The organism is Lysinibacillus sp. NPDC056959 (assembly GCF_042674095.1).
GTDB lineage: Bacteria > Bacillota > Bacilli > Bacillales_A > Planococcaceae > Lysinibacillus > Lysinibacillus zambalensis.
The window spans coordinates 91,367-113,754 of sequence record NZ_JBHURE010000003.1 but is presented as its reverse complement, the minus strand read 5'-3'; the positions used below and the strand labels follow the sequence as shown (position 1 = coordinate 113,754).

Annotated in this window: 22 protein-coding genes and 1 pseudogene; 19 read left to right on the top strand and 4 right to left on the bottom strand. The window is 37.1% G+C overall.

What is annotated here, in order from left to right; genetic code table 11:
• The 6 genes from ybeY to ACFTQ7_RS04765 all read left to right on the top strand — a co-directional run bounded on the left by ybeY (position 1) and on the right by ACFTQ7_RS04765 (position 6,078).
• Entirely contained in the window at positions 1-474 is a 474-nt protein-coding gene (gene ybeY, locus ACFTQ7_RS04790) for an rRNA maturation RNase YbeY (RefSeq protein WP_349660390.1), read from the top strand.
• A complete protein-coding gene (locus ACFTQ7_RS04785; protein ID WP_349660389.1) occupies positions 475-825 on the top strand; it encodes a diacylglycerol kinase family protein in 351 nt (116 codons plus the stop codon).
• Positions 826-1,283: 458 nt separating this feature from the next.
• Positions 1,284-1,697 carry a cytidine deaminase gene (locus tag ACFTQ7_RS04780; RefSeq protein WP_386827558.1) on the top strand — a complete coding sequence of 138 codons (414 nt, stop codon included), beginning with the start codon at positions 1,284-1,286 and terminating at the stop codon, positions 1,695-1,697.
• Positions 1,684-2,601: a GTPase Era gene (gene era, locus ACFTQ7_RS04775; protein ID WP_386827557.1), complete on the top strand. Its 918-nt coding sequence runs from the start codon at positions 1,684-1,686 to the stop codon at positions 2,599-2,601. Before ACFTQ7_RS04780 ends, era begins: the two co-directional genes overlap by 14 nt.
• Positions 2,602-2,735: 134 nt before the next feature.
• Positions 2,736-3,530, top strand: coding sequence for a DNA repair protein RecO (gene recO / locus ACFTQ7_RS04770; protein WP_349660388.1), 795 nt, complete (start codon positions 2,736-2,738; stop codon positions 3,528-3,530).
• An 829-nt stretch (positions 3,531-4,359) separates the two neighbouring features.
• Complete coding sequence (locus ACFTQ7_RS04765) at positions 4,360-6,078, top strand: HD-GYP domain-containing protein (RefSeq protein ID WP_386827556.1); 1,719 nt, start codon at positions 4,360-4,362, stop codon at positions 6,076-6,078.
• Positions 6,079-6,296: 218 nt separating this feature from the next.
• On the opposite strand, the gene ACFTQ7_RS04760 is transcribed toward ACFTQ7_RS04765, so the two are convergent.
• Positions 6,297-7,682: a glycine--tRNA ligase gene (locus ACFTQ7_RS04760; RefSeq protein ID WP_079563879.1), complete on the bottom strand. Its 1,386-nt coding sequence runs from the start codon at positions 7,680-7,682 to the stop codon at positions 6,297-6,299.
• 456 nt (positions 7,683-8,138) lie between these two features.
• Here ACFTQ7_RS04760 and ccpN point away from each other — a divergent pair, with 456 nt between their 5' ends.
• The 11 genes from ccpN to ACFTQ7_RS04705 all read left to right on the top strand — a co-directional run bounded on the left by ccpN (position 8,139) and on the right by ACFTQ7_RS04705 (position 18,747).
• Positions 8,139-8,771 (top strand): transcriptional regulator CcpN, encoded by a 633-nt coding sequence (gene ccpN, locus ACFTQ7_RS04755; RefSeq protein ID WP_079563877.1) that lies wholly within the window; start codon positions 8,139-8,141, stop codon positions 8,769-8,771.
• 19 nt (positions 8,772-8,790) lie between these two features.
• Positions 8,791-9,603, top strand: coding sequence for a pyruvate, water dikinase regulatory protein (locus tag ACFTQ7_RS04750; protein WP_386827555.1), 813 nt, complete (start codon positions 8,791-8,793; stop codon positions 9,601-9,603).
• A 207-nt stretch (positions 9,604-9,810) separates the two neighbouring features.
• The gene (dnaG, locus tag ACFTQ7_RS04745) at positions 9,811-11,643 is read left to right on the top strand and encodes a DNA primase (RefSeq protein ID WP_386827748.1); all 1,833 of its coding nucleotides are present in this window, start codon (positions 9,811-9,813) and stop codon (positions 11,641-11,643) included.
• A gap of 32 nt (positions 11,644-11,675) precedes the next feature.
• Complete coding sequence (rpoD, locus tag ACFTQ7_RS04740; protein ID WP_386827554.1) at positions 11,676-12,803, top strand: RNA polymerase sigma factor RpoD; 1,128 nt, start codon at positions 11,676-11,678, stop codon at positions 12,801-12,803.
• Positions 12,804-13,053: 250 nt separating this feature from the next.
• A complete protein-coding gene (locus tag ACFTQ7_RS04735) occupies positions 13,054-13,617 on the top strand; it encodes a hypothetical protein (RefSeq protein WP_386827553.1) in 564 nt (187 codons plus the stop codon).
• Positions 13,618-14,090: 473 nt separating this feature from the next.
• Positions 14,091-14,441, top strand: a complete 351-nt coding sequence (locus tag ACFTQ7_RS04730) for a c-type cytochrome (RefSeq protein ID WP_349660383.1) — start codon at positions 14,091-14,093, stop codon at positions 14,439-14,441.
• A 490-nt stretch (positions 14,442-14,931) separates the two neighbouring features.
• Positions 14,932-15,624, top strand: coding sequence for a tRNA (adenine(22)-N(1))-methyltransferase (locus ACFTQ7_RS04725; RefSeq protein ID WP_349660382.1), 693 nt, complete (start codon positions 14,932-14,934; stop codon positions 15,622-15,624).
• 1 nt (position 15,625) lies between these two features.
• Positions 15,626-16,747, top strand: a complete 1,122-nt coding sequence (locus ACFTQ7_RS04720) for a Nif3-like dinuclear metal center hexameric protein (RefSeq protein WP_386827552.1) — start codon at positions 15,626-15,628, stop codon at positions 16,745-16,747.
• A gap of 15 nt (positions 16,748-16,762) precedes the next feature.
• A complete protein-coding gene (locus tag ACFTQ7_RS04715; RefSeq protein ID WP_386827551.1) occupies positions 16,763-16,987 on the top strand; it encodes a hypothetical protein in 225 nt (74 codons plus the stop codon).
• A gap of 762 nt (positions 16,988-17,749) precedes the next feature.
• Positions 17,750-17,998, top strand: a complete 249-nt coding sequence (locus ACFTQ7_RS04710; RefSeq protein WP_349660379.1) for a DUF2164 domain-containing protein — start codon at positions 17,750-17,752, stop codon at positions 17,996-17,998.
• A 212-nt stretch (positions 17,999-18,210) separates the two neighbouring features.
• The gene (locus tag ACFTQ7_RS04705; RefSeq protein ID WP_386827550.1) at positions 18,211-18,747 is read left to right on the top strand and encodes an NADPH-dependent FMN reductase; all 537 of its coding nucleotides are present in this window, start codon (positions 18,211-18,213) and stop codon (positions 18,745-18,747) included.
• A 97-nt stretch (positions 18,748-18,844) separates the two neighbouring features.
• On the opposite strand, the gene ACFTQ7_RS04700 is transcribed toward ACFTQ7_RS04705, so the two are convergent.
• Positions 18,845-19,345: an amino acid oxidase gene (locus ACFTQ7_RS04700; RefSeq protein WP_386827549.1), complete on the bottom strand. Its 501-nt coding sequence runs from the start codon at positions 19,343-19,345 to the stop codon at positions 18,845-18,847.
• A 290-nt stretch (positions 19,346-19,635) separates the two neighbouring features.
• On the opposite strand from ACFTQ7_RS04700, the gene lepB reads away from it, so the two are divergent.
• Complete coding sequence (lepB, locus tag ACFTQ7_RS04695) at positions 19,636-20,202, top strand: signal peptidase I (RefSeq protein WP_386827548.1); 567 nt, start codon at positions 19,636-19,638, stop codon at positions 20,200-20,202.
• Positions 20,203-20,242: 40 nt separating this feature from the next.
• Positions 20,243-21,129, top strand: a pseudogene (locus ACFTQ7_RS04690) (PhzF family phenazine biosynthesis isomerase).
• Between the two features lie 64 nt (positions 21,130-21,193).
• Here the strand turns inward: ACFTQ7_RS04690 and ACFTQ7_RS04685 are convergent.
• Positions 21,194-21,373: a hypothetical protein gene (locus tag ACFTQ7_RS04685; RefSeq protein ID WP_349660374.1), complete on the bottom strand. Its 180-nt coding sequence runs from the start codon at positions 21,371-21,373 to the stop codon at positions 21,194-21,196.
• Positions 21,374-21,755: 382 nt separating this feature from the next.
• On the bottom strand, positions 21,756-22,295 hold the full coding sequence (locus ACFTQ7_RS04680; RefSeq protein ID WP_386827547.1) for a tubby C-terminal domain-like protein: 540 nt from the start codon (positions 22,293-22,295) through the stop codon (positions 21,756-21,758).
• Positions 22,296-22,388: the final 93 nt, after the last annotated feature.

Here is a 22,388-nt window from a genome sequence, read left to right as displayed (position 1 = left end):
ATGATTTTAACAATTGATTTTACAGATGAAACAAATGAAGTGGCTACTGAGCATATGGAGCTTGTTGAAAAGCTTTTGCAGCTAGCTGCGAAACTAGAGAATATTGAGCCGGAAACGGAAGTGTCAGTGACGTTCGTTACAAATGAAGCGATTCAAGAAATAAACCGAGAATATCGTGACAAGGATCAACCGACAGATGTTATCTCATTTGCCCTGGAGGAATTAGGTGCGGGAGAAATGGAAGTAACATTTGAAGGGATGCCTCGTATATTAGGAGATATTATTATTTCAACAGATCGTACAAAAGAACAGGCAGCGGAATATGGGCATACATTTGAGCGAGAATTAGGCTTTTTAGCAGTCCACGGTTTCTTACATTTACTTGGCTATGATCATATGGTGCCAGAAGATGAAAAGGTGATGTTCGGAAAGCAGGATGAGATTTTACAATCTTTCGGCTTAGGACGAGAATAAATGAATGTTCGCAAATTTGTACGCTCTTTTGGGTATGCCTTTAAAGGTATTATTACAGCCTGTGCGGAGCAAAATTTCAAATCCCACTTACTTAGTGCGGGAATAGTTTTGATTGCTGGCTATTTTACGGGTTTATCTCGTATAGAATGGTATATTGTATTGTTATTAATTGCTCTAATGTTTGCACTTGAAATGATTAATACAGCAATTGAACGAGTAGTGGATTTAGCTTCACCTACGATCCATCCGCTTGCTAAGCAGGCGAAAGATCTTGCTGCAGGTGCAGTACTTGTATTTGCGATATTCAGTGCTATAATCGGATTACTCATATTTATACCGAAATGGTTTTAATACTACTGTTCGGTCATGAAGTAGTAGCAATTGTGCTGGAGAATTTACGATTTATTAGACTCACCAAAAGTTCGGGATGTCATTTGTTAAAATGAATTTTAAGTAGATTGGAGTGGAGGTTGGGCAACTCCTTGGGGCTCATCTGACGCCCTTAGGAAAGTGCCCAGCCGGAACGGAAATCAACCCCGCTTTAAGGTGATGAGCTATTTATCTTCATTCATGAAGATAAAGCCTCCGGCGGATGTCATGGATTGTGAAAGGAATGTACTAAGGATGTTAGACTAACAACTTTGCATCCTGCGAAAACGGCTAACTGACCTGCATCGGTAAAAACGCCTCGTCCTGTGGCATTACCGAAATGACCGACCTCGTGTAGGTCCTCATGCAGGCCTAGGCACAATTCAAAATTCGGACGCAATTACGCCGAGGCGAAATTGATTATGTAGAGGTGGACATTGATGACAATTGATATGCAAGCATTATTAGAAGAATCAAAAAAAGCGCGTGAAAAGGCTTATGTACCTTACTCAAAATTTAAAGTTGGCGCGGCGATTTTAACGAAAGATGGAGAGGTCATTCATGGCTGTAATATTGAAAATGCGGGCTATAGTATGACAAATTGTGCTGAACGTACAGCATTTTTCAAAGCTGTGTCAGAAGGTATTTATGATTTTGAGGCGATTGCTATTGTAGCTGATACGGATGGACCATGTGCGCCATGCGGAGCTTGTCGTCAAGTGATGATGGAGTTTTGCATGCCATCTATGCCTGTATATTTAACAAATTTAAAAGGTGATGTCACGGTAACGTCTGTAGGCGAATTACTACCGTTTGCATTTACAACGGAGGATTTAGAGAATGCTGGAAAATAATAATGGCTATAAGTCAGGTTTTATCTCCATAATCGGTCGACCGAATGTTGGGAAATCAACATTTTTAAACCGTGTTATTGGTCAAAAAATTGCGATTATGAGTGATAAGCCACAAACAACACGAAATAAAGTACAAGGTGTACTAACATCAAATGATAGCCAAATGATCTTTATAGATACACCAGGAATCCACAAGCCTAAACATAAGCTAGGGGATTTTATGCTAAAGGTTTCTAAAAATACATTGCGTGAAGTGGATGTTATTATGTTCATGGTTAATGCAGAGCAGAAACTTGGAAAGGGTGACGAATTCATCCTTGAAATGCTAGCGGGTAATCCAACGCCTGTCTTCCTGGTAATCAATAAAATCGATCAAATTCATCCGGATGAATTAATAGGGATAATTGAAAGCTACAAAGAGCGTTATGACTTTGCGGAAATTGTACCGATTTCAGCATTACAAGGGAATAATGTAGAAGATTTATTAACGACATTAACGAGATATTTACCCGAGGGTCCGCAATATTATCCAGCAGATCAAGTAACGGATCATCCTGAACGTTTCATTATTTCAGAGTTAATTCGTGAAAAGGTGTTGCATTTAACGCGCGAAGAGATACCTCATTCTATCGCTGTTGTGATTGATAAAATTCGCCGTGATGAAGAAAATGAAGATAAAATTCGTGTAGCAGCAACGATTATCGTAGAAAGAGATTCGCAAAAAGGGATTGTCATTGGTAAACGTGGTGCGCTATTAAAAGAAGTAGGGATACGTGCTAGAAAAGATATTGAGATGCTTCTTGGTTCAAAAGTGTATTTAGAGCTTTGGGTAAAGGTGCAAAAGGATTGGCGAAATAAATCAACGCATTTACGTGACTTCGGTTTCCGTGATGATGAATATTAATAGGATCTGTTTTTAAGTTAAGAAGCAACTTTACAACAATCTTATTTGTCGCTGTAGTTTTAAATGGAGCTGTCCAATAATTTTATTGGAGAGCTCTATTTTCATGCGAAACAGTGTAGAAAGGAGGGGGATCGATGCTTCATAAATGGGAAGGGATTGTCCTAAAGGTGCGTGCCTATGGAGAATCAAATAAAATTGTAACATTACTAACAAGAGAAGCTGGAAAGGTTGCGACGATGGCTCGTGGAGCGAAGAAGCCTTCCAGTAGACTAGCATCTGTGACGCAGCCATTTACGTATGGCATGTTTATGGTGCAGCATCATACTGGTATGGGAACATTGCAACAAGGTGAGCATCTCAATTCAATGCGCCATATTCGTGAGGATATTATGGCAACAGCATATGCTAGTTATATAATGGAACTTGTCGAGCGAGTAGTAGAAGAGGGTAAGCCTGAGCCATATGCATTTGATGTGCTCCTACAAGCATTACAAGCCATTGAGGAAGGTTATGACCCGGAGGCCATTACATTGTTCGTAGAATGGAAAATGCTACCCTATACAGGTGTGCAGCCTATTTTACATACTTGTGCTGCTTGTGGTGCCGTAGACGGTGAATTTGCATTTTCTTTTGCACAAGGTGGTTTTTTGTGTCATCGCTGTTATCACCATGATCCTTATATCATTCGATTAACACCGACCCAGCTTAAGCTTATTCGGATGTTCTATACTGTACCAATTGACCAGATTGGGAAACTAGACCTGAAAAAGGAAACAAAATATTTTATTAAAAAAATAATTACAACCATTTACGAGGAACAAACAGGAATTCGTTTTAAGACTAAAAAATTTATTGAACAGCTAGAGCGAACGCCTGAATTTCAGATAAGAACAAATACAGAACAAGAAAAAACGCCAGAAGACCATTAACATTGATCTTCTGGCATTTTTATGTTTTTAACAAATGTCATCCGCAACTTTTGGTGAAATACAGGGAAAAGGTTATTTTCTAATGTTCCTTATTCGCATGCTTGGTAGTTATTTTATCAAAATGCTATTTATTTTGGAGTTGCATTGATTTTTGTAAATGGCATTAGGACAAATTGATTAATCCTTTATCAATTGTAGAAATATTATTTATGAGAGAAATTTAACTATAACTTATAAATAAAAACTTATACTTATTGATATATAGGTCTTTATATACTTTTCATTTCAAATTAACGAGTGTTGCAATACAATTCGTTAGGTATAAAATATTAAATTTAGCAGAGTTTTTAATATAAACATAGTAGAAACTATTCATTCTTATGCCATATACTAGTTGAAAAGGCATTTTAATCTATGATATTGTAATTGATATAGATGATGATATTTAACTTCTTACAATAAATAATCTCTGTAGCGAAAGTTACGCATGTGAAAGAAGTTAAAGCCTCCCGCAGATGTCATGGAATCGGTAAGGAGTTAGCGTTGGATGTTAGCCTAAAACCATCTCATCCATGTGATAACAGCTAATGGACCTGCATCTGTAAAAAAGCCATGCTGTGGCATTACCGAAATGACCGACATCGTGTTGGCCTTCATATTGTTGCTGCTGTCGCCTTGCTTTCGCACAAAAAAAATTTGCAGGCCTAAATAAAAAGCCAATTTCGGACCAATTATGCCGAGGCATAGTTGACGAATAACGAACAACGCAGTCTTACGGGAGAAGGAGGGAGTCACATAATGCTTAAGCATCGCGTATGTGGCAGAAATTATGCTAAGAAAAGTGACGTTAAGTATTGATGAAGTCGAAGCGAATGATATTTTAGCTGAAGATATTTTTTCTGAATATCGTTTATTAGCTAAAAAAGATCTTGTTTTAACGGAACGAATTATTGCTTTACTTAAACTTAGAAAAGTTGATGAATTATCTGTTTATTTACCGACTGATTCAGTCCGAATTGTTCATGATTTGAGTGTTCAGCGTTCAAAGGATTACGAGGATGTTTTTGCACCGCTAATGGATAAAAATGATGATGCAGATGAGTATAAAGAAACAGTAAGTCAGCTTTTTATGACTACATTAGAGAATGTTGTGCATGAATTACGCTATGGCCAAATTTTAAAAAGCATCCAAGACACTGCTTATGTACGAGGTGTTTTTGAAAAAATTTTAGAAAAGAAACATCGCTATGAATTACTCATGCGATTAAAAGAATGGGATGAATATTCTTTTGTTCATTCATTTGATGTTTTCGTTTTAGGTACAATCTTCGCCCGTAATTTAGGTTTAATGGATATTGAAACGCTAGCAAGAGGCTATTTGTTCCATGATATTGGGAAGGTATGTATTCCACAAGATATATTAAATTTAAAACGAAAATTATCGGAAGATGAGTTTGATATTGTCAAAACTCATACGACTAAAGGTTATGAGCTACTCGTTGAAAATGGGGAAGACGATATTGCCTATTTAGCACGGGATCATCATGAACGCTTTGCTGGTAAAGGTTATCCGAATCAGCTTTGTGAGGATGATATGTGTGAGGGAGTTCAAATACTGCAGATTATTGATGTTTATTCAGCGATGACATCAAAGCGAGTATACCATTCGGGATATGCTGCAACAGATGCATTAGCTGTTTTATATCGTGATCGACATTTATATAACGAGAAATTTATGCATAAATTTGTAGAGTGTCTAGGAATTTTTCCTGTCAACTCAGTCGTTCAATTATCAGATAATCGAAGTGCACAAGTAGAACTTGTCTATGATTTATTCCCGACATTGCCTAAAGTTAAACTATTAGATGAGCAAAAGTCAATGATTTTACCTTTGAATTATAGTGTGAAAATTTCGAAAATGATAGATTATCGTACAAACAGCTTTGAAGAAATTTTTAACTTATTTGTAGAACAATTAATTCGCTGTGATGAAAATAGCTTAAGAGTTTACTTTAAAAGATTAATAGATCATTTACATCCTAAAGAAATTGTTTTAAAAATATTTTTACCTGCTTTTCAAATTCTACGTTTATTAACAAGAGAAATCCAAACGGATATGACAAAGTATAGAAATTCTATTGATATTCTAAAAAAGTTATTAGAAGAGCAAATAAATATATTGTATATGGATTACCAGCATGAAAAAACAACTGTAGTAGTTGTGAAAACTGCACTTCGTGAAAATTTCTTTATAAAACTTGTGCAAAGTATTTTGTATATTGACAAAATTGTTCCGTTTTTTATTAATCCAGATGATGACCAACGTATTTCGCAATTGATGGAACATTGTAACGTAAATGTAGCTTACTTTATTGAAGATAAACTAACAATCGATAAGAGGGTTCGCCCAATGCGAGAAGGAACCTTCCTTTATTATACGCTTGGAGATATAGAGGAAATTCTAATAAGCTTAGTAGGTATGAGTATGAAAAGATTTTCATTTGAGGAGAAGATGCAAGAGCGCTTGTTTTCATCAATTAAGACCTGACAAAAGATTGAAATGTGTATCCAAAAACTAAGGTTGATTTTCACTCCGAGTGGGCACTTTCTGCGGGCTTGGCCTCTACTTTCCGGAAGGGCTTACATTGCAAGTCATCTTGCTGGCCGAGGTAAATCGCCGGTTCCTCATCATTAGTACGAGTAGTCATTTTTCCACAGAAAGAGGGAGTCGCTTAAAATGCGACTCCCTCTTTATATCTTATGAACTTAGAATTGAAGATGTTTTTCAATGTATGCTTTAACATCTGTAATTGGCATACGAACTTGAGACATTGAGTCACGGTGACGTACTGTAACTTGACCATCCTCTTTTGAGTCAAAGTCGTAAGTGATACAGAATGGTGTACCAATTTCATCTTGACGACGGTAACGTTTACCAATTGATTGTGACTCATCAAAGTCAACTGGGAATGATTTACGAAGCTCTGCCCAAACATCAGTAGCCTCATCCGAAAGCTTTTTAGAAAGTGGTAGGACCGCAGCTTTAAATGGCGCTAGAGCAGGGTGGAAGCGTAAAACTGTACGTTTATCGTCGCCTTCAAGCTCTTCCTCGTCATAAGCATCGCAAAGGAATGCTAATGTCACACGGTCTGCACCTAAAGATGGCTCGATGCAATATGGTACATAACGTTCGTTTGATACTGGATCGATGTAAGTGAAATCTTCACCAGAATGCTCCATATGCTGTTTTAAATCGTAATCTGTACGATCCGCTACGCCCCAAAGCTCGCCCCAGCCGAATGGGAATTTGAATTCGATATCAGTTGTAGCATTTGAGTAGTGAGATAGTTCGTCTTCTTCATGATCGCGAAGGCGCATAGACTCTTCCTTCATGCCTAAATTTAATAACCAGTTTTTACAAAACTCTTTCCAGTATGCGTGCCATTCAAGATCTTCGCCTGGCTTACAGAAAAATTCAAGTTCCATTTGTTCGAATTCACGTGTACGGAAAGTGAAGTTACCTGGCGTAATTTCGTTACGGAAAGACTTACCGATTTGTGCAATACCGAATGGTGTACGTTTACGCATAGAACGTTGTACATTTTTAAAGTTCACGAAAATACCTTGTGCTGTTTCTGGGCGTAAATAAATTTCGTTAGTAGAAGATTCTGTTACACCTTGGAAAGTTTTAAACATTAAATTAAATTGACGAATATCTGTAAAATCAGCTTTACCGCAATCTGGGCAAACTACGTCATATTTAACCATTGTTTCTTTCATTTGATCAAATGTCATACCATCAACAATGATTTCATCGCCTTTAGCTAGCGCAGCATCCTCGATGATTTTGTCAGCACGATGACGCGCTTTACATGCCTTACAATCGATCATTGGATCATTAAAGTTACCAACGTGACCAGAAGCAACCCAAGCTTTTGGATTCATTAAAATTGCAGCATCGATCCCAACGTTGTGCTCTGATTCTTGGACAAATTTTTGCCACCATGCTTTTTTTACATTGTTTTTTAATTCAACACCTAGTGGACCGTAATCCCAAGTGTTTGCTAAGCCTCCGTAGATTTCAGAACCTGGGAAGACAAAGCCGCGATGCTTCGCTAATGATACAATTGTTTCCATTGATTTGTTAGCCATAAAAATAGCCTCCTTTATAGTTTTCAAAGAGTGAACTTTGATTTTGTTTTAGCGTATTTATACAATTGATAAATTCGCTGAGTATTTTTAATTTAGGTAAGACTAAATTAAAAATAGCACCCGTCTCCGGGCACGATAAATGCCCAGGGACGAGTGCTAAAACCCGCGGTTCCACCCTGATTGTTTTAAACGAATTGTTTAAAACCTCTTTTCAAAAAGTTAGCTCAAGGAGTGCCTTTTCTCTGTTGCTGTGTAGACTTTCACCATCTTCTACTCGCTTTAAAATGGAACAGATACTTTTTTCCCGTCATCGCCTATATAACGCAAATCACTCGAAAATACATCGAGAACAAGCGTATGTGTCAATATTGTAGCATGTAGTTCTTTTCTTCGCAATAATTATTAAAATAGTATATAATAATTGAGCATAAGTATAACACTATTAGATTTGAGGCGGTGAGTCCAATCGAACTCAATAAACGTCAGGAAGACATTTTACAAATTGTGAAAGAAAACGGCCCTATCACAGGCGAACATATTGCAGAACGTCTCAATCTGACAAGAGCAACTTTAAGACCAGATTTAGCAATACTAACAATGGCAGGCTTTTTAGATGCTAGACCTCGTGTTGGCTATTTCTATTCAGGTAAAAAAACATCCGTTACATTGACGGATAGTATTAACAATTTAAAGGTGAAAGATTTTCATTCAGGACCTGTTGTTGTACCAGAAACAATGACTGTTTATGATGCGATTTGCTTCATGTTTTCTGAGGATGTTGGTACACTATTTGTCGTAGATAAGAATGAATTTTTGACAGGGGTACTTTCTCGTAAAGATTTACTACGTACAAGTATTGGCACGCAGGATTTAAACAAAATTCCTGTACATATAATTATGACACGCATGCCAAATATATCGTACTGTGAAAGATCAGATTCTTTAGTCGTCGCAGCGAATAAACTAATTGATCGAGAAGTGGATTCGCTACCAGTAGTTGAGCCACAAGAAGGTGGATTGACGATTGTTGGACGTCTAACAAAAACGACGATTACACGAGCTTTCTTATCACTTGCACAAAATGACTAAATAGTTGAAGGAGAGCAGTATGAAAAGACTACGGGTTTTTGTTGTATCTGATTCAGTCGGTGAAACTGGTGACCAAGTAGCGAAAGCGGTTATTAGTCAGTTTCGACCTGGTTTGGAAAACACGATAATTCGTCGTTTTCCTCATATACAATCAGAGGAGCTCATTCGTAAAATTGTATGCCTCGCAGCGAAACAGAAGGCATTTATTGTATATACACTAGTTCGACAGGAGATGCGATCGTTATTATGTGAACTGTGTGAGCAAGAAAATGTATATGCCGTCGATATTTTAGGGCCTGCTTTAAAAACAATGGCAACCTTTGTGGAAGAATTTCCATTAGAGGCTCCAGGAATTGTTCACCAGCTAGATGATGATTATTTTAAAAAAATAGAGGCTATTGAATTTGCAGTGAAATATGATGATGGTAGAGATCCTCGTGGTCTTTTACAGGCGGATATCGTGCTAGTTGGTGTTTCCCGTACCTCTAAAACACCGCTATCACAATATTTAGCACATAAACGATATAAGGTGGCGAACGTACCCTTAGTACCAGAAGTGGAGCCACCTGAAGAACTTTTAAAAATTGATCCGAAAAAATGTTTTGGTTTAATTATTTCTCCTGATAAATTAAACTCAATTCGAAAAGAGAGATTGATGTCTCTAGGATTGAATGATGATGCTATCTATGCGCAGCATAATCGAATATTAGATGAAATCCAGCATTTTGAAAAAATTGTCTCTAAAATTGGTTGTAAAGTTATTGATGTGACAAACAAAGCTGTTGAAGAAACAGCAAACGTCATTATTGAGCATATTTTAAACTGTAAATAAGAAACAAATGATGATAAACCACCTCGGTTATAAGAGGCGGTTTTTTTGAGTCGGGTTTGAAAATAGTATAGATAAAAACTAATTTATGTTTTATAATAATAAAATTGTGGTAAAAATATTTATTAAGAGAAAAATCCTATTTTTTTGTCGAGAAATAAAGGATTTTTAAATCGGATAGCGAATTGTGTTTTAGAACGTAATTTAAAGATGGTGATGGATTTGGCAGGGAAGATTCCTGAAGAAGTGATTGAACAGATTCGCACACAATCGGATATTATTGATGTCATAAGCGAATACATGCAGCTTACTAAGCGTGGGCGCAATTGGTTTGGACTATGTCCTTTTCATGGAGAACAAACGCCATCTTTTTCTGTGTCATCAGACAAACAAATTTTTCATTGCTTCGGTTGTGGTGCGGGTGGTAATGCTGTTACTTTTGTCATGGATATAGAAGGTATTTCTTTTCCTGACGCTGTTGTGAAACTTGGTGAACGTATTGGCATACATTTAGATGTTGGGCCAAGTTTACCAGAAGTAACGAAAAAGGTATCTAAAGCAGAAGAAAGGATGAAAGAAGCACACGCTTTTGCAGCAGATTTTTTTCATCATTTACTGTTAAATACGGAAGATGGTGAAGAACCTTTAAATTATTTGCTAGAAAGAGGATTTACAAGGGAACTTATAGAATCTAATAGCATTGGATGGTCTCTTCCAAGCTTTGATGCATTAACGATATTGCTTGAAAGAAAAGGTTATAACTTACAAGAAATCGCGGAAAGTGGTTTAGTGATTAAGCGTGAAGGGGAAGAACGCTATTTTGATCGTTTTAGAGGGCGTATTATGTTTCCCATCCGTGATGAGAACGGTAAGATTATAGCATTCTCAGGACGAATTCTTACATCGAATGGTGAAGAGGCAAAATATTTAAATAGTCCAGAATCACCGATTTTTCAAAAGAGTGAAGTGCTATATAACCTAGATAAAGCACGAACCTCCATTAGAAAAAATCGTCAAGTAGTATTGATGGAAGGGTTTATGGATGTTTTAGCAGCAACTTCTGTTGGTGTAACGAATGCTGTAGCAACAATGGGCACTTCGCTTACGAATCAGCATATCACAAAGCTAAAGCGCTTAGTAGAGCAGGTTACGGTTTGCTATGACGGTGATAATGCAGGTTTTGATGCGGCAAAAAGAGCGGCACAGTTACTTCAAGTAGAACGTATGAAAGTCAATATTGCAGTGTTACCAGATAAGCTAGATCCCGATGAATACATTCGTAGTTTAGGTGGACAAGCATTTAAAGAACAAATTTTGGAAAACCCTCATGCGTATATTGCTTTTATGATGATGCATGCTAGACGAAATAAGAACTTTCAGTTTGAAAATGATACGCTTCAATATATTCAAGAAGTTCTTGAACAACTGGTAGGTAGATCGTCACCAGTTGAACGAGATTTGTATATAAGACAGCTATCGAATGAGACAAATATCTCGGAAGAAGCGATTTATGCTCAATTCCGAAAGCTAGAGGCAAATCAGGTGCGTTCTACAAAAGTAGAAATGCCAGTTCAGGCGCCTTCGATGCCGGTCACTCAGCAACATAAGCCTATGGACGCAGCAGAACGTGCAGAACGTTTATTACTGGCTCATATGCTTCATAATATAGATGTAGTGGACAGGGTATTACGTAGTGAGCAAAAAGAACCGTTTGTACGAGATGCCTATTTGGCTGTTTTTGTTCGCTTAGTAGGATTTTATGAGGAATATGGTCATCCTGATTATCAGCGTTTTGTTGAAATATTAGATGACTCTGAATTACGCAAGATAGTAATGGAAGCGGCTTTAACGGAACGGGATCCCGACCAAGCAGAGGCAGAGGTCACAGACTCAATACGTCAGCTGCAAAAATATAGAATTGAGCAAGAAATTCAACAAAAGATGCATGAGTCAAAGGAAGCGGAGAAGATGCACGAGTATGCGCGTGCACTTGAAATCGCCCAACAGATTATTCATTTAAGAAAATCGTTATCGGCGATTTAACCCGATTCGGTTGTTTAGAAGGAGGAAGGTTTATGGCGGACAAGTCAGAACGTTCAAAAGAGGTAGAAGTAGAAATTACATTAGATGAAGCAAAAAAGCTACTACAAGAAAAAGCAAAAACAGAAGGTGAAATTTCAATGAAAGAAATTTCAGAGAAACTTGCGCCTTATGAATTGGAGAACGAAGAGATTTTCCACTTTGCTGAGGATCTTGAAAAGGCAAAAGACATTCAAATCATTGGAAAAGAAGAGTTTGAAGAAGAAAGCTTAATGAAAGAAGAAGCAAGTGAAGAGACTTTCGATTTAAATGATTTGAGTGTACCACCGGGTGTTAAAATAAATGACCCTGTACGTATGTATTTAAAGGAAATTGGTCGGGTTGATTTACTTTCTGCCGAGCAAGAAATCGCTCTAGCTGAGCGTATTGAGCAAGGTGATGAAGAAGCACGTAAGCGTCTAGCGGAAGCAAACTTACGTCTTGTTGTATCGATTGCAAAGCGATATGTTGGCCGTGGAATGCTATTCCTTGATTTAATTCAAGAGGGTAATATGGGGCTTATCAAGGCTGTTGAGAAGTTTGACTACCGTAAAGGCTTTAAGTTCTCTACTTATGCAACATGGTGGATCCGTCAAGCAATTACACGTGCTATTGCGGACCAAGCACGTACAATTCGTATTCCAGTGCATATGGTCGAAACAATAAATAAATTAATTCGAGTACAACGCCAATTACTACAAGACTTAGGTCGCGAACCATCTCCAGAAGAAATTGGGGAAGAAATGGATTTAACACCTGAAAAAGTACGTGAAATTTTAAAAATTGCGCAAGAACCAGTATCTCTTGAAACACCAATTGGAGAAGAAGATGATTCACATTTAGGAGACTTTATTGAGGATTCTGAAGCTCAATCTCCATCTGACCATGCAGCTTATGAATTGTTAAAAGAGCAATTAGAGGATGTGTTAGATACATTAACTGACCGTGAAGAAAATGTACTTCGCTTACGTTTCGGTCTAGATGATGGTCGCACACGTACGTTAGAAGAGGTAGGAAAAGTATTTGGTGTAACACGTGAACGTATTCGCCAAATTGAGGCTAAGGCACTTAGAAAGCTACGCCACCCTTCTCGTAGCAAACGTTTAAAAGATTTCTTAGAATAAGGTTATACAGGATAGGGCTATCTAATTAGTGATGACTAATTGGATAGCCCTTTTTGTGCTACTATTGAATCAGGAGAATACTCGTGTATACAAAGTCTATCAAAAGAAAATATTGTTTAGAGAATGTTTATATCATGTACTAGAATGTAACAAACTAAATGTTTTTGCTACTTTATATAGATGTGTTCTGCAATGTTTTGAGATAAAATTGGAATAACAACCATATAAAGCAATGTTTGGAGCAAAAATTATGACAAATCCTCGAAAAAAAATAATCTTGAATGAGATTTTGTTTTGGAAGCAAAATAAGCTATTACCAGAACATTACTGTGACTTTTTAGCCGCTCTTTATGCAGAGGGGGAAAATTTAGAGGAGTTAGAACCAGTACATCATAAACAAGCTATTTTGCCTTCTGAAAAGAGAAAGCTGCTACTTGTAATTGCAGGTATATGTATTGCGATGATTACTCTGCTAACTTTTTATTTTACAATACCATCTTTCATGATCATATTAACGGTTGTTGTTGGAATAGCTGCTGTAGCGTTATTTCTGACGGCATTTCGAATGGCAAGAAAAAATGATTTATTAGCGCCTGTTTTCCATTTGCTAGCCGCTGTTTTATTGTTCAGTATGTCTATTCGAATTTACACTACATATTTTAACGGAAATAATATCGCATTGTTTTGCTTGATTGCAGCGAACTGTGGGGTTTGGCTTTGGTCAGGTTTAAAAATGAAGCTACTTTATTTCACGGTCTCAGGTGTCCTAGGGTTACTAGCACTGATCAGCTATTATATTATAAACTTATTATAACAACTCATTTTGTAAATTAGTTCGCCGACAAATGACAAGGATCTGTATGCTTTTATAAAGCTTACAGATTCTTTTTTTTGCTTCATGATTCTACATATAAGCTTAATTAGTAGCTGTATATTAAAGTGCAGCATATTCATTAGCTATTGAATTATTTCGATAGCAATTTTAAGAAGTTATTTTAATTTTCTTGGTATATGAATGCGCAAATAGAGGAAAGATAACAACGTGTAAAGAATCTGGACGCGATTTTGGAAAGGTATAATTAATTGCTAAAAAGATAATAGTTAGTCCAAATATTGGCGATTTCAAGACATATTTTATCCATTAGATACAGAAATGTCGAATTTGTTACAAACAAAGGAAAACTTAGCGAATGGTCTTTTCGTTTCACGGTTAATGAAGTACAATATTAGATGTTGACTGATTCTATATTATAATAGAAGTAGATTTACAATGAGGAGGGGAAACATATGAAAAACAATCCAGTCGTTCCTTACATCTTAATTCTTGCATTTGGTATTGGTCTTATTTTCTTCATGTCTTTAACAGGTGCAGATAACAAAAAAGAAATTGCTGCTGAAAAAGAGGGCGGTGGCGAAAAGACAGAAGCTACTGATGACGGCTCAGCTTTAGTACAATCTTGTATTGGCTGTCACGCTGCTGACTTAACTGGTTCTGTAGGGCCAAACTTACATGGTTTAGATGAGGCTCATATCGTAGACGTTTTAACTAACGGTATCGAAGGCACACCAATGACGCCTGGAATGAAAACTGAAGCGGAAGCAAAAGAAATCGCTAAGTACATTTCAACTCTAAAATAGTTTAACTTCTTTCAGCGGATGTCCAAATAAACATCCGTTGAAATATAGGAACTCAGTCTAAGAACGCCACGTCCTGTGGTAATGACTGAATGACCAACATCGTGTTGGCCTAAAGCCTCTGGCAGATGTCACGGAATCGGAAAGGAGTGCCTAGGGGATGTTAGCCTAAAATCATCGCATCCATGCGATAACGGCCAACTGACCTGCATCGGTAAAAACGCCACGTCCTGTGGCATTACCGAAATGACCGACATCGTGTCGGCCCTCGTGCAGGCCTAAGCACAAAGCCGATTCCGGACGCAATTATGCCGAGGCATAATTGATAAAAGTAGCTGCACTGAAAGCGTTTAATCGTAATTGGTGCAGCTACAATTTATTTATCTTCAATCAAAATGGAGTTGCTCAAAATTTTTGAGACAACTCCATTTGTTTTTTTTCTCGACATCATACATACTAAGAATGGAAACTATTGAAGACAGGCGGTAAAAAAATGAATGCACAAAAATTATCAAAACGATTAGAAACAGTAGCAAGCTTTGTTCCCTCAGGCGCAGTTGTAGCTGATATTGGGAGCGACCATGCATATTTACCATGCTACTTAATTCATAAAGGTATTGCTTCTTATGCAGTAGCAGGAGAAGTTGTGAAAGGGCCATTTGAATCAGCAGTAGGACAAGTGCAAAAAGAAGGCTTAACAGAAAAAATTACAGTACGACTTGCGAATGGTTTAGCAGCAGTGGAAGAAACGGACCATGTTGATACTGTTACTATTGCTGGAATGGGCGGTCCTTTGATTGTCTCCATTTTAGAGAAGCATCCTGAAAAATTAAATGGGGTAACAAGGCTTATTTTGCAGCCAAATATTCATGCTAAAGTGATACGCGAATGGGCATTAGCACATAATTGGGCAATCCAGGACGAAGAGATTTTAGAGGAAGACGAAAAAATTTATGAAATTCTTGTATTGCAAAGAAGCACAATGACGTTAACGGAACCGGAAATTATATTTGGTCCGAGATTAATGCAACGAAAATCACCAGCATTTATTAAAAAATGGGCGCGTGAAAAAGAAAATTGGCAGCGTGTATTACAGTCAATTGAAGGGGCAGATCAAACACCTGAAATTGAAGAAAAACGTGCAGAGTTAGTTGCTTTACTCAATTTAGTGGAAGGGGTTCTGTGAGATGAAAACAGTAAACGGTCAGGAAGTTATTCAATTGTTTGAATCATGGTCGCCTAAAAAGCTAGCCTGTATGGAAAATGACCCTATTGGTCTTGCAATTGGCACTTTAAACAAACCTGTATGTAAAGTATTAGTCACGTTAGATGTTAATGATGAAGTAGCCGATGAGGCTATTGCTCAAGGATGCGAACTAATCATTGCACATCATCCACCGATTTTTAGACGACTTTCGAATATTCGTACTGACAATCCAGCTGGGCGTTTATATGAAAAGCTAATTAAAAATGATATTGCTGTTTATGCAGCACATACGAATCTAGATGTGGCTGAAGGTGGTGTTAACGATTTACTAGCAGATGCTCTCCAGCTTGAAAACCGTTTTATTCTCGAAGAAACATATGCGGAAAATATGTTGAAGCTGGCTGTTTTTATACCGACTGCAAATGCCACTGATTTACGTGAGGCATTAGCAAAGGCAGGAGCAGGTCGAATTGGAGATTATGAAGCGTGTAGTTATACTACAATGGGGGAAGGGCGCTTCCGTCCACTAGAAGGTGCAAATCCACATGTAGGTGCTATTGGTGAATTACATGTTGAAGAAGAAGTGAAAATAGAAGTAGTATTTCCGGAATCCGTAAAAAATCGTGTGTTAAAGGCAATGTTAAATGCACATCCATATGAAGAGCCTGCCTATGATCTCATTCGTCTAGACCAGCAAACAAATGTAATGGGCTTAGGGCGAGTTGGTTATTTACCACAAGAAATGACTCTTCACGAATTCACACAATTTGTCAAGGAGCAGCTAGACGTACCTGCTGTACGAGTTGTTGGCGATTTACAGTCGAAAGTGAAAAAAGTAGCGCTTGTCGGAGGCGACGGCAATAAATATATCTATTCTGCGAAACGCGCTGGGGCAGATGTATTTTTAACAGGAGATATGTATTTCCATACTGCCCAGGACGCTCAAGCAATTGGTCTGCAAATCGTAGATCCAGGTCATCATGTGGAGAAGGTGATGATTGCCGGAGTAGCAAAAAAGATGGCAAGAATGTGTGAGGATAAAAAATATTCTGTTGAATTTGTACAATCTACTATTCATACAGAACCGTTTTTATTCGTGTAAGAGAGGGGAATATCTGTGGCGAATGAAAGGCCTGCTGGCAATAAAGGCGGCAAGTTATGGATCATGATCGGTTTGCTAATTGCTGTGTTTGGGCTAGGAATGACATTTATGACAAATACGATGAATGTCAAAAAAATTGATGCAATGACCGAGCAATGTGAAAAAGATGGCGGCGAAGCCATCGTCTCAAAAGAAAAGAAGTTTCTATCAACAAACTATTCATTTAAATGTAACCAGTAATAATAAAAAGGCTGAATTATAGTTGTAATATAATTCAGTCTTTTTATGTTGTTGAAAAACTATTGTGTCAATGAAATTTAGGTGTCCTATTAAATAAAGTATGATCTTCGGCAAAACTAGGGGCTAATGTCCGTTCCGGTTGGGCGCTTTCCTGGGGGCGTACGATGAGCCGCTTCACTCGCGTTGCTCGCTCCAGGGTCTCATCTGTGACGCTGATCCCCAAGGAGTCGCCCAGCCTCCACTCCAATCAGCCACTTCACATTATATAACTTCTTGCATGGTAGCCTAATTTATAGTTTAAAGCGAAATTTAGCAATGTATGATCTGTGCGATAGCAACAACAAGTGTAATATGTCGCGAAAAGATGGTATTAACAGGTGTGAAATTGCATCACTGATATAAGTCTTTTTTTGTTCGATTATGGTGAGTAGCACAATTATTTATAAAGACTCTACGCTATCGCTGATTGGAGTGGAAGGCTACTCGACTCCTGTGGGAAAGCGAGACAGGCGAGACCCTACACGGAGCGCAAGCGGAGGAAGCGGCTCGACGCTCGCCCACTGGAAAGCGAGTAGCCTGGAACGGAGATCACCCTCACTGAAAGTGCAATAACATTCACCAAATTTTTTTGCGTATTTTGTTTTTCAACACTATAAAAAGGCTGAATTATAGTTGTAATATAATTCAGTCTTTTTATGCATGGATTAATTTTAGAGTGTTATGATAGGTGAGAATAAATTGTAATGAGAGGAGAGTTTTGGATTGTTTATTCGATTAACAAAAGAACAACAAGAAACAATAATAGCTGATATTCAACGATTTTTTTACAATAATCGAGATGAGGATATTTCTGAATTTGAAGCAGAAAGAGTATTTGATTTTATAAAGGAAAATATTGCTCCGCATATTTATAATGCAGCTATATCGGATACCAAATATGTTGTAGAAAGACAATATGCATCAATTGAGGATGAACTCGCAGCATTAGAAAGACCTATTAAATTAAAATAATTTAGTTTGGATGAAATAATTGGCAATTTTTTAAAATATATGATATTTTTATCTTGGATTAAAGATAATTTAATTCAAAGTAAAAATGGTTTAATTAACTATATGTGTATTGAATAAAGAAATGGATTCCTGTGCAATATGGCTAAGAGAACCGTTTTAATGTAAGTGAATGATTCGGTCACAATTTGAGGGATGGATGAAGGAGGAGTCATATGTTGAAAATTGGGGTTATTTTAGGGAGTACTCGTGAAGGGCGTTTAAGCCCGCAAGTTGGCGAATGGGTAAAGGCAGTAGCAGAAAAGCGTAGTGATGCGGAATATGAAATAATTGATATCGCTAACTTTAAATTACCACTGCTAGGTGAGCCAGGAGGAGATACTTCTGGAGTAGCTGAGTGGTCACAAAGTGTTGCTGCATGTGATGGGTTTATTTTTATCGTTGGAGAATATAATCATTCCATTACCGGTGCACTAAAAAATGCATTAGACTACTTACGCGTGGAATGGAATAATAAGGCCGCAGGTATTGTTTCTTACGGTTCTGTCGGTGGTGCAAGAGCGGCTGAACATTTACGTGGAATTCTTGGTGAATTATTAGTAGCAGATGTTCGCGTGCATCCCGCTTTATCCTTATTTACTGACTTCGAAAACGGCACGGTCTTTAAACCGAAGGATGTGCAAGCAGATTCAGTAAATCAAATGTTAGATCAGCTTGTCCCTTGGGCAACAGCATTAAAAACGATTCGATAGGGATCTTTAGCAGTATGTACAGTAAAAAGTACATATTGCTTTTTTTATTTAACTCTTAATTGTTGTTTTTGATTGGCAAATACATAAAAATCTACCTTTATAACGTTTCAATCTTTTGAAAAATCTCTTTGTATAGGATATCTAACTCTTTTTCATCTTTTAAATAAAAATACCAAGCATCTTCGCGATTTGCATCGATATCAGATATATAAATTGTCGTATGAGAACCATTATTTAATGATTCCCAATGGGCTGTTTCATAGGTAAGCCCTTCGTTTGTAAATGGCAAATTACGTTTTCTTGAATCAAAAAAAATAATAGGCATTTTAGAATTTTTATAAACTTTAACAAATCTATCTTCTGATGCTTCTTCAAACATCACTGGTGTTATCATAACAGCATCAAAATTTGTTGAAATAGTCAATGTATCTTCACTAAATTCATCTAATGAAATTGGTTTGAAATGAATTTTTTCGTTATATAATTCAGGAATATCACCAACTACTGCAATTTTTAAAGGAGCTCCATCATATTTAACTTCATTATTTGAACACGCAACTAATAAAAACAAACTTACTATAAATAAAATTTTTTTCAAATTTATTAATGCCCCTTTTTTGTAATTCCGCCCTTTTATTAACTAAGATTGCTTATGTTTCTTTCATTATATATCGAAATAATACAAATATTCCTAAAAATTTATTGAGCTAATATTTTTCTTAAAGGTGTCGTTGAGGTAAAAGCTTCTGTGCTAATCCTTTTTATTAAAAGTAGAATATTTCAGAAACAATCAATGATTTTTAGAATTATGGAACTTTTCAGAATGGCACCCGTCTCCATTAATGTAATCAAATTGGATTTGAAGGAAAAAGGATTGGAGTGTAAAGTGTGACACAAAAACAAACTAAGAATGAATTTTGGTCATGGTTTAAAGTGATTGGAATAGCAATCATTTTTACAATGAGTGTACGTTATTTTATTCTATCTCCTGTTGTTGTAAAAGGAGCTTCAATGGAGCCGACTTTTGAAACTGGAGATAAAGTTATTGTTAATAAAGTGGGACCACGAATAACCAATTATGACCGCTTCGATGTTATTGTCTTTGAAACAAAAGAAGATAAGCATTATATTAAAAGAATTATCGGTTTACCAGGAGATCATGTAGCCTACAAAGATGACGTTTTATTTTTAAACGGGGAAGCTTTTGATGAGCCCTATTTAACAGAATATAAAGAAGGGTTACTTGATAAAGGTGATTTTACATATGATTTCACCCTTGAGGAGCAATTAGAAGAAATGACTGTACCAGAGGGGCATTTTTTCGTTCTTGGGGATAATCGCCGACGAAGTATAGATAGTCGGAGTTCGGATATCGGATTCGTGTCGCAGGATACAATTTTAGGGACAACAGACTTTATATTGTGGCCATTTGAAAGGCTTGGTAGTACACATTAGTTAGTGCGTAGCCTAACTTAAATAAAGGAAGGAAAAGAATTTGAAAATGGTTACCGTTGATCATTATGATGCGTTTAGCACGATCCCTAATATGGGGAATCCGGCAGGTGTCGTCGTTGTGGGAAATCAGTATAGTGAAATAGAAATGCAGCTATTGCTAAACAAATAGGCTTTAATGAAACAGCTTTTGCGCTAAAATCGGATAAAGCCGATTTACGTATACGTTATTTCACACCAGGGCATGAGGTGAATTTATGTGGACACGCAACAATGGCAACGATTTATGCACTAAAAACAAAAGGATTACTAGAAGATAAATCAAAACTAACTATTGAGACGAAGGCAGGAATTCTCGCAATTGAGATAAAAGAACAAAAAGCAGGACGAATTTACATTACTATGCAACATGCAATACCTCAGTTTGAAGCCTTTAACGGTTCAAAATTTAAACTTGCTCAATCAATTGGACTAACAGAGGACGCGATACATCCCGAATTACCGATAGTTTATGGAAGCACAGGAATTTGGACATTGCTAATCCCTATTTTATCATACTTTGACAAAATGACGCCGCATTCTGCAGATTTTCCAGCTATCCTAGAAGAAATGCCAAAAGCATCTTTGCATCCTTTTTGCTGAGAGGCAATTGATAAGAATGCTGATATGCACGCAAGACATTTCTCATCACCTTATTCTGGAACAATTGAAGATATAGCTACAGGTACTGCCTCTGGTGTTATGGGAGCATATTTTGCAAATTATATCAATCGAGAAACTCAATTGCTAAAAACAATTATTGTAGAACAAGGTCAGGAACTTGGAAAGGATGAGCGTGTGTATGTACATGTGAAAAACGACAAGGGGAAACTGAATATATCGATAACTGGAACTGCTGTACATGTGAAAGAACTACAAGTGCATATTTAAAAAGGGCTGCTTACAGTATTTTTATTGCTTAGGAAGTAGCCCTTTTGGATATGCATCCACTCCATTAATGTTTTATTTCTTCAATGACTTTCTCTTTTAAATCTGCATCCATAGAGGAAAGTTTAACGTTATTAGTGAGACGTTCTTTTAATTCTCTATCTGTCATAATACCGCGCTCCTCTAGAATTTGAACAAGTAGATCTAGTGTCATTAAATTTTTGATGTCTGCTGCTTTTGTACCCATTTTAAATACCCTCCAAAAGTATAGTATTTCTACCTCTTTAGTGTACTCCTCTTTTTGAGGGATAGCATAAAAAGGTCAAAACAAAGCGAATTTATTTCGTGTCCCGGAATATATTGAATGATTCTAGCAGTAGTGGAAGACATACACTGGCTTTTATGAGAAATTAACGACAAGTAATTGTAAATGCAATGAAGCTACTTATATAATTTCTACCATCAAAAAAACTCCTAGCAATAGGAGTTTTATCGTTCATATCTATTTAAACCGAATTTTTATGTATATACATTGGTGCGAGGCTTGTTGACTCCTAGGAATTTGCGACTGAAACCCCTAGGAAAGTGTCCAATTGGAATGGAACCGAATCACCGTTTTGGTGAGGAGCCTACTTATTACTCATTGAGAATAAAGCCTGATACAGAGTTGCTAGCAAAGCAACAAAGAGCGTATCGTCAGAGTTAAAAAGTTTAAAAGATATTCCAATACGCACAAGTTCAGTTTCTATAGTACTAGCACTTGCGATTTTTTCATCATTACAATACAAATAGGCGGTTGAAGTAAAATCCTTTTCAAAGCGAAAAGCGAGTCCATCCATTGTAAAGGCGTAGGAGGATTCAAGTAATTGAACCGTCTTCCGTTGTATCGGTAAAATGGATCCATCCGGCATAATAAGCTGATGGCTAACACCCTTTGTTAATGGTGTAAATTGCACTTGAAAAAGCGGTGCCCCTAAAGTAGTACGAGTTTCATAGCGATGTGGCAATGTCTGCTGTGCAGCAACTAACATTACAGCGTTGATTACTTTTCCAATAGATGAACGTTCTATCTTTTGTAGCAGACAAACCGTCTCATTTTGTTCATTCACAATAGGGATATTTGCAAAGCTTTCGAAAGCTTTTGGATAGGTAAGGGTAAATGTAGTCATAAAAAAGCCTCCAATCTACTTACTATACGGGGAAGCATAACCCCAGGTTTCACCTTCAACAAAAATTTTGATAGACAGTTAGAGAGAGGAATC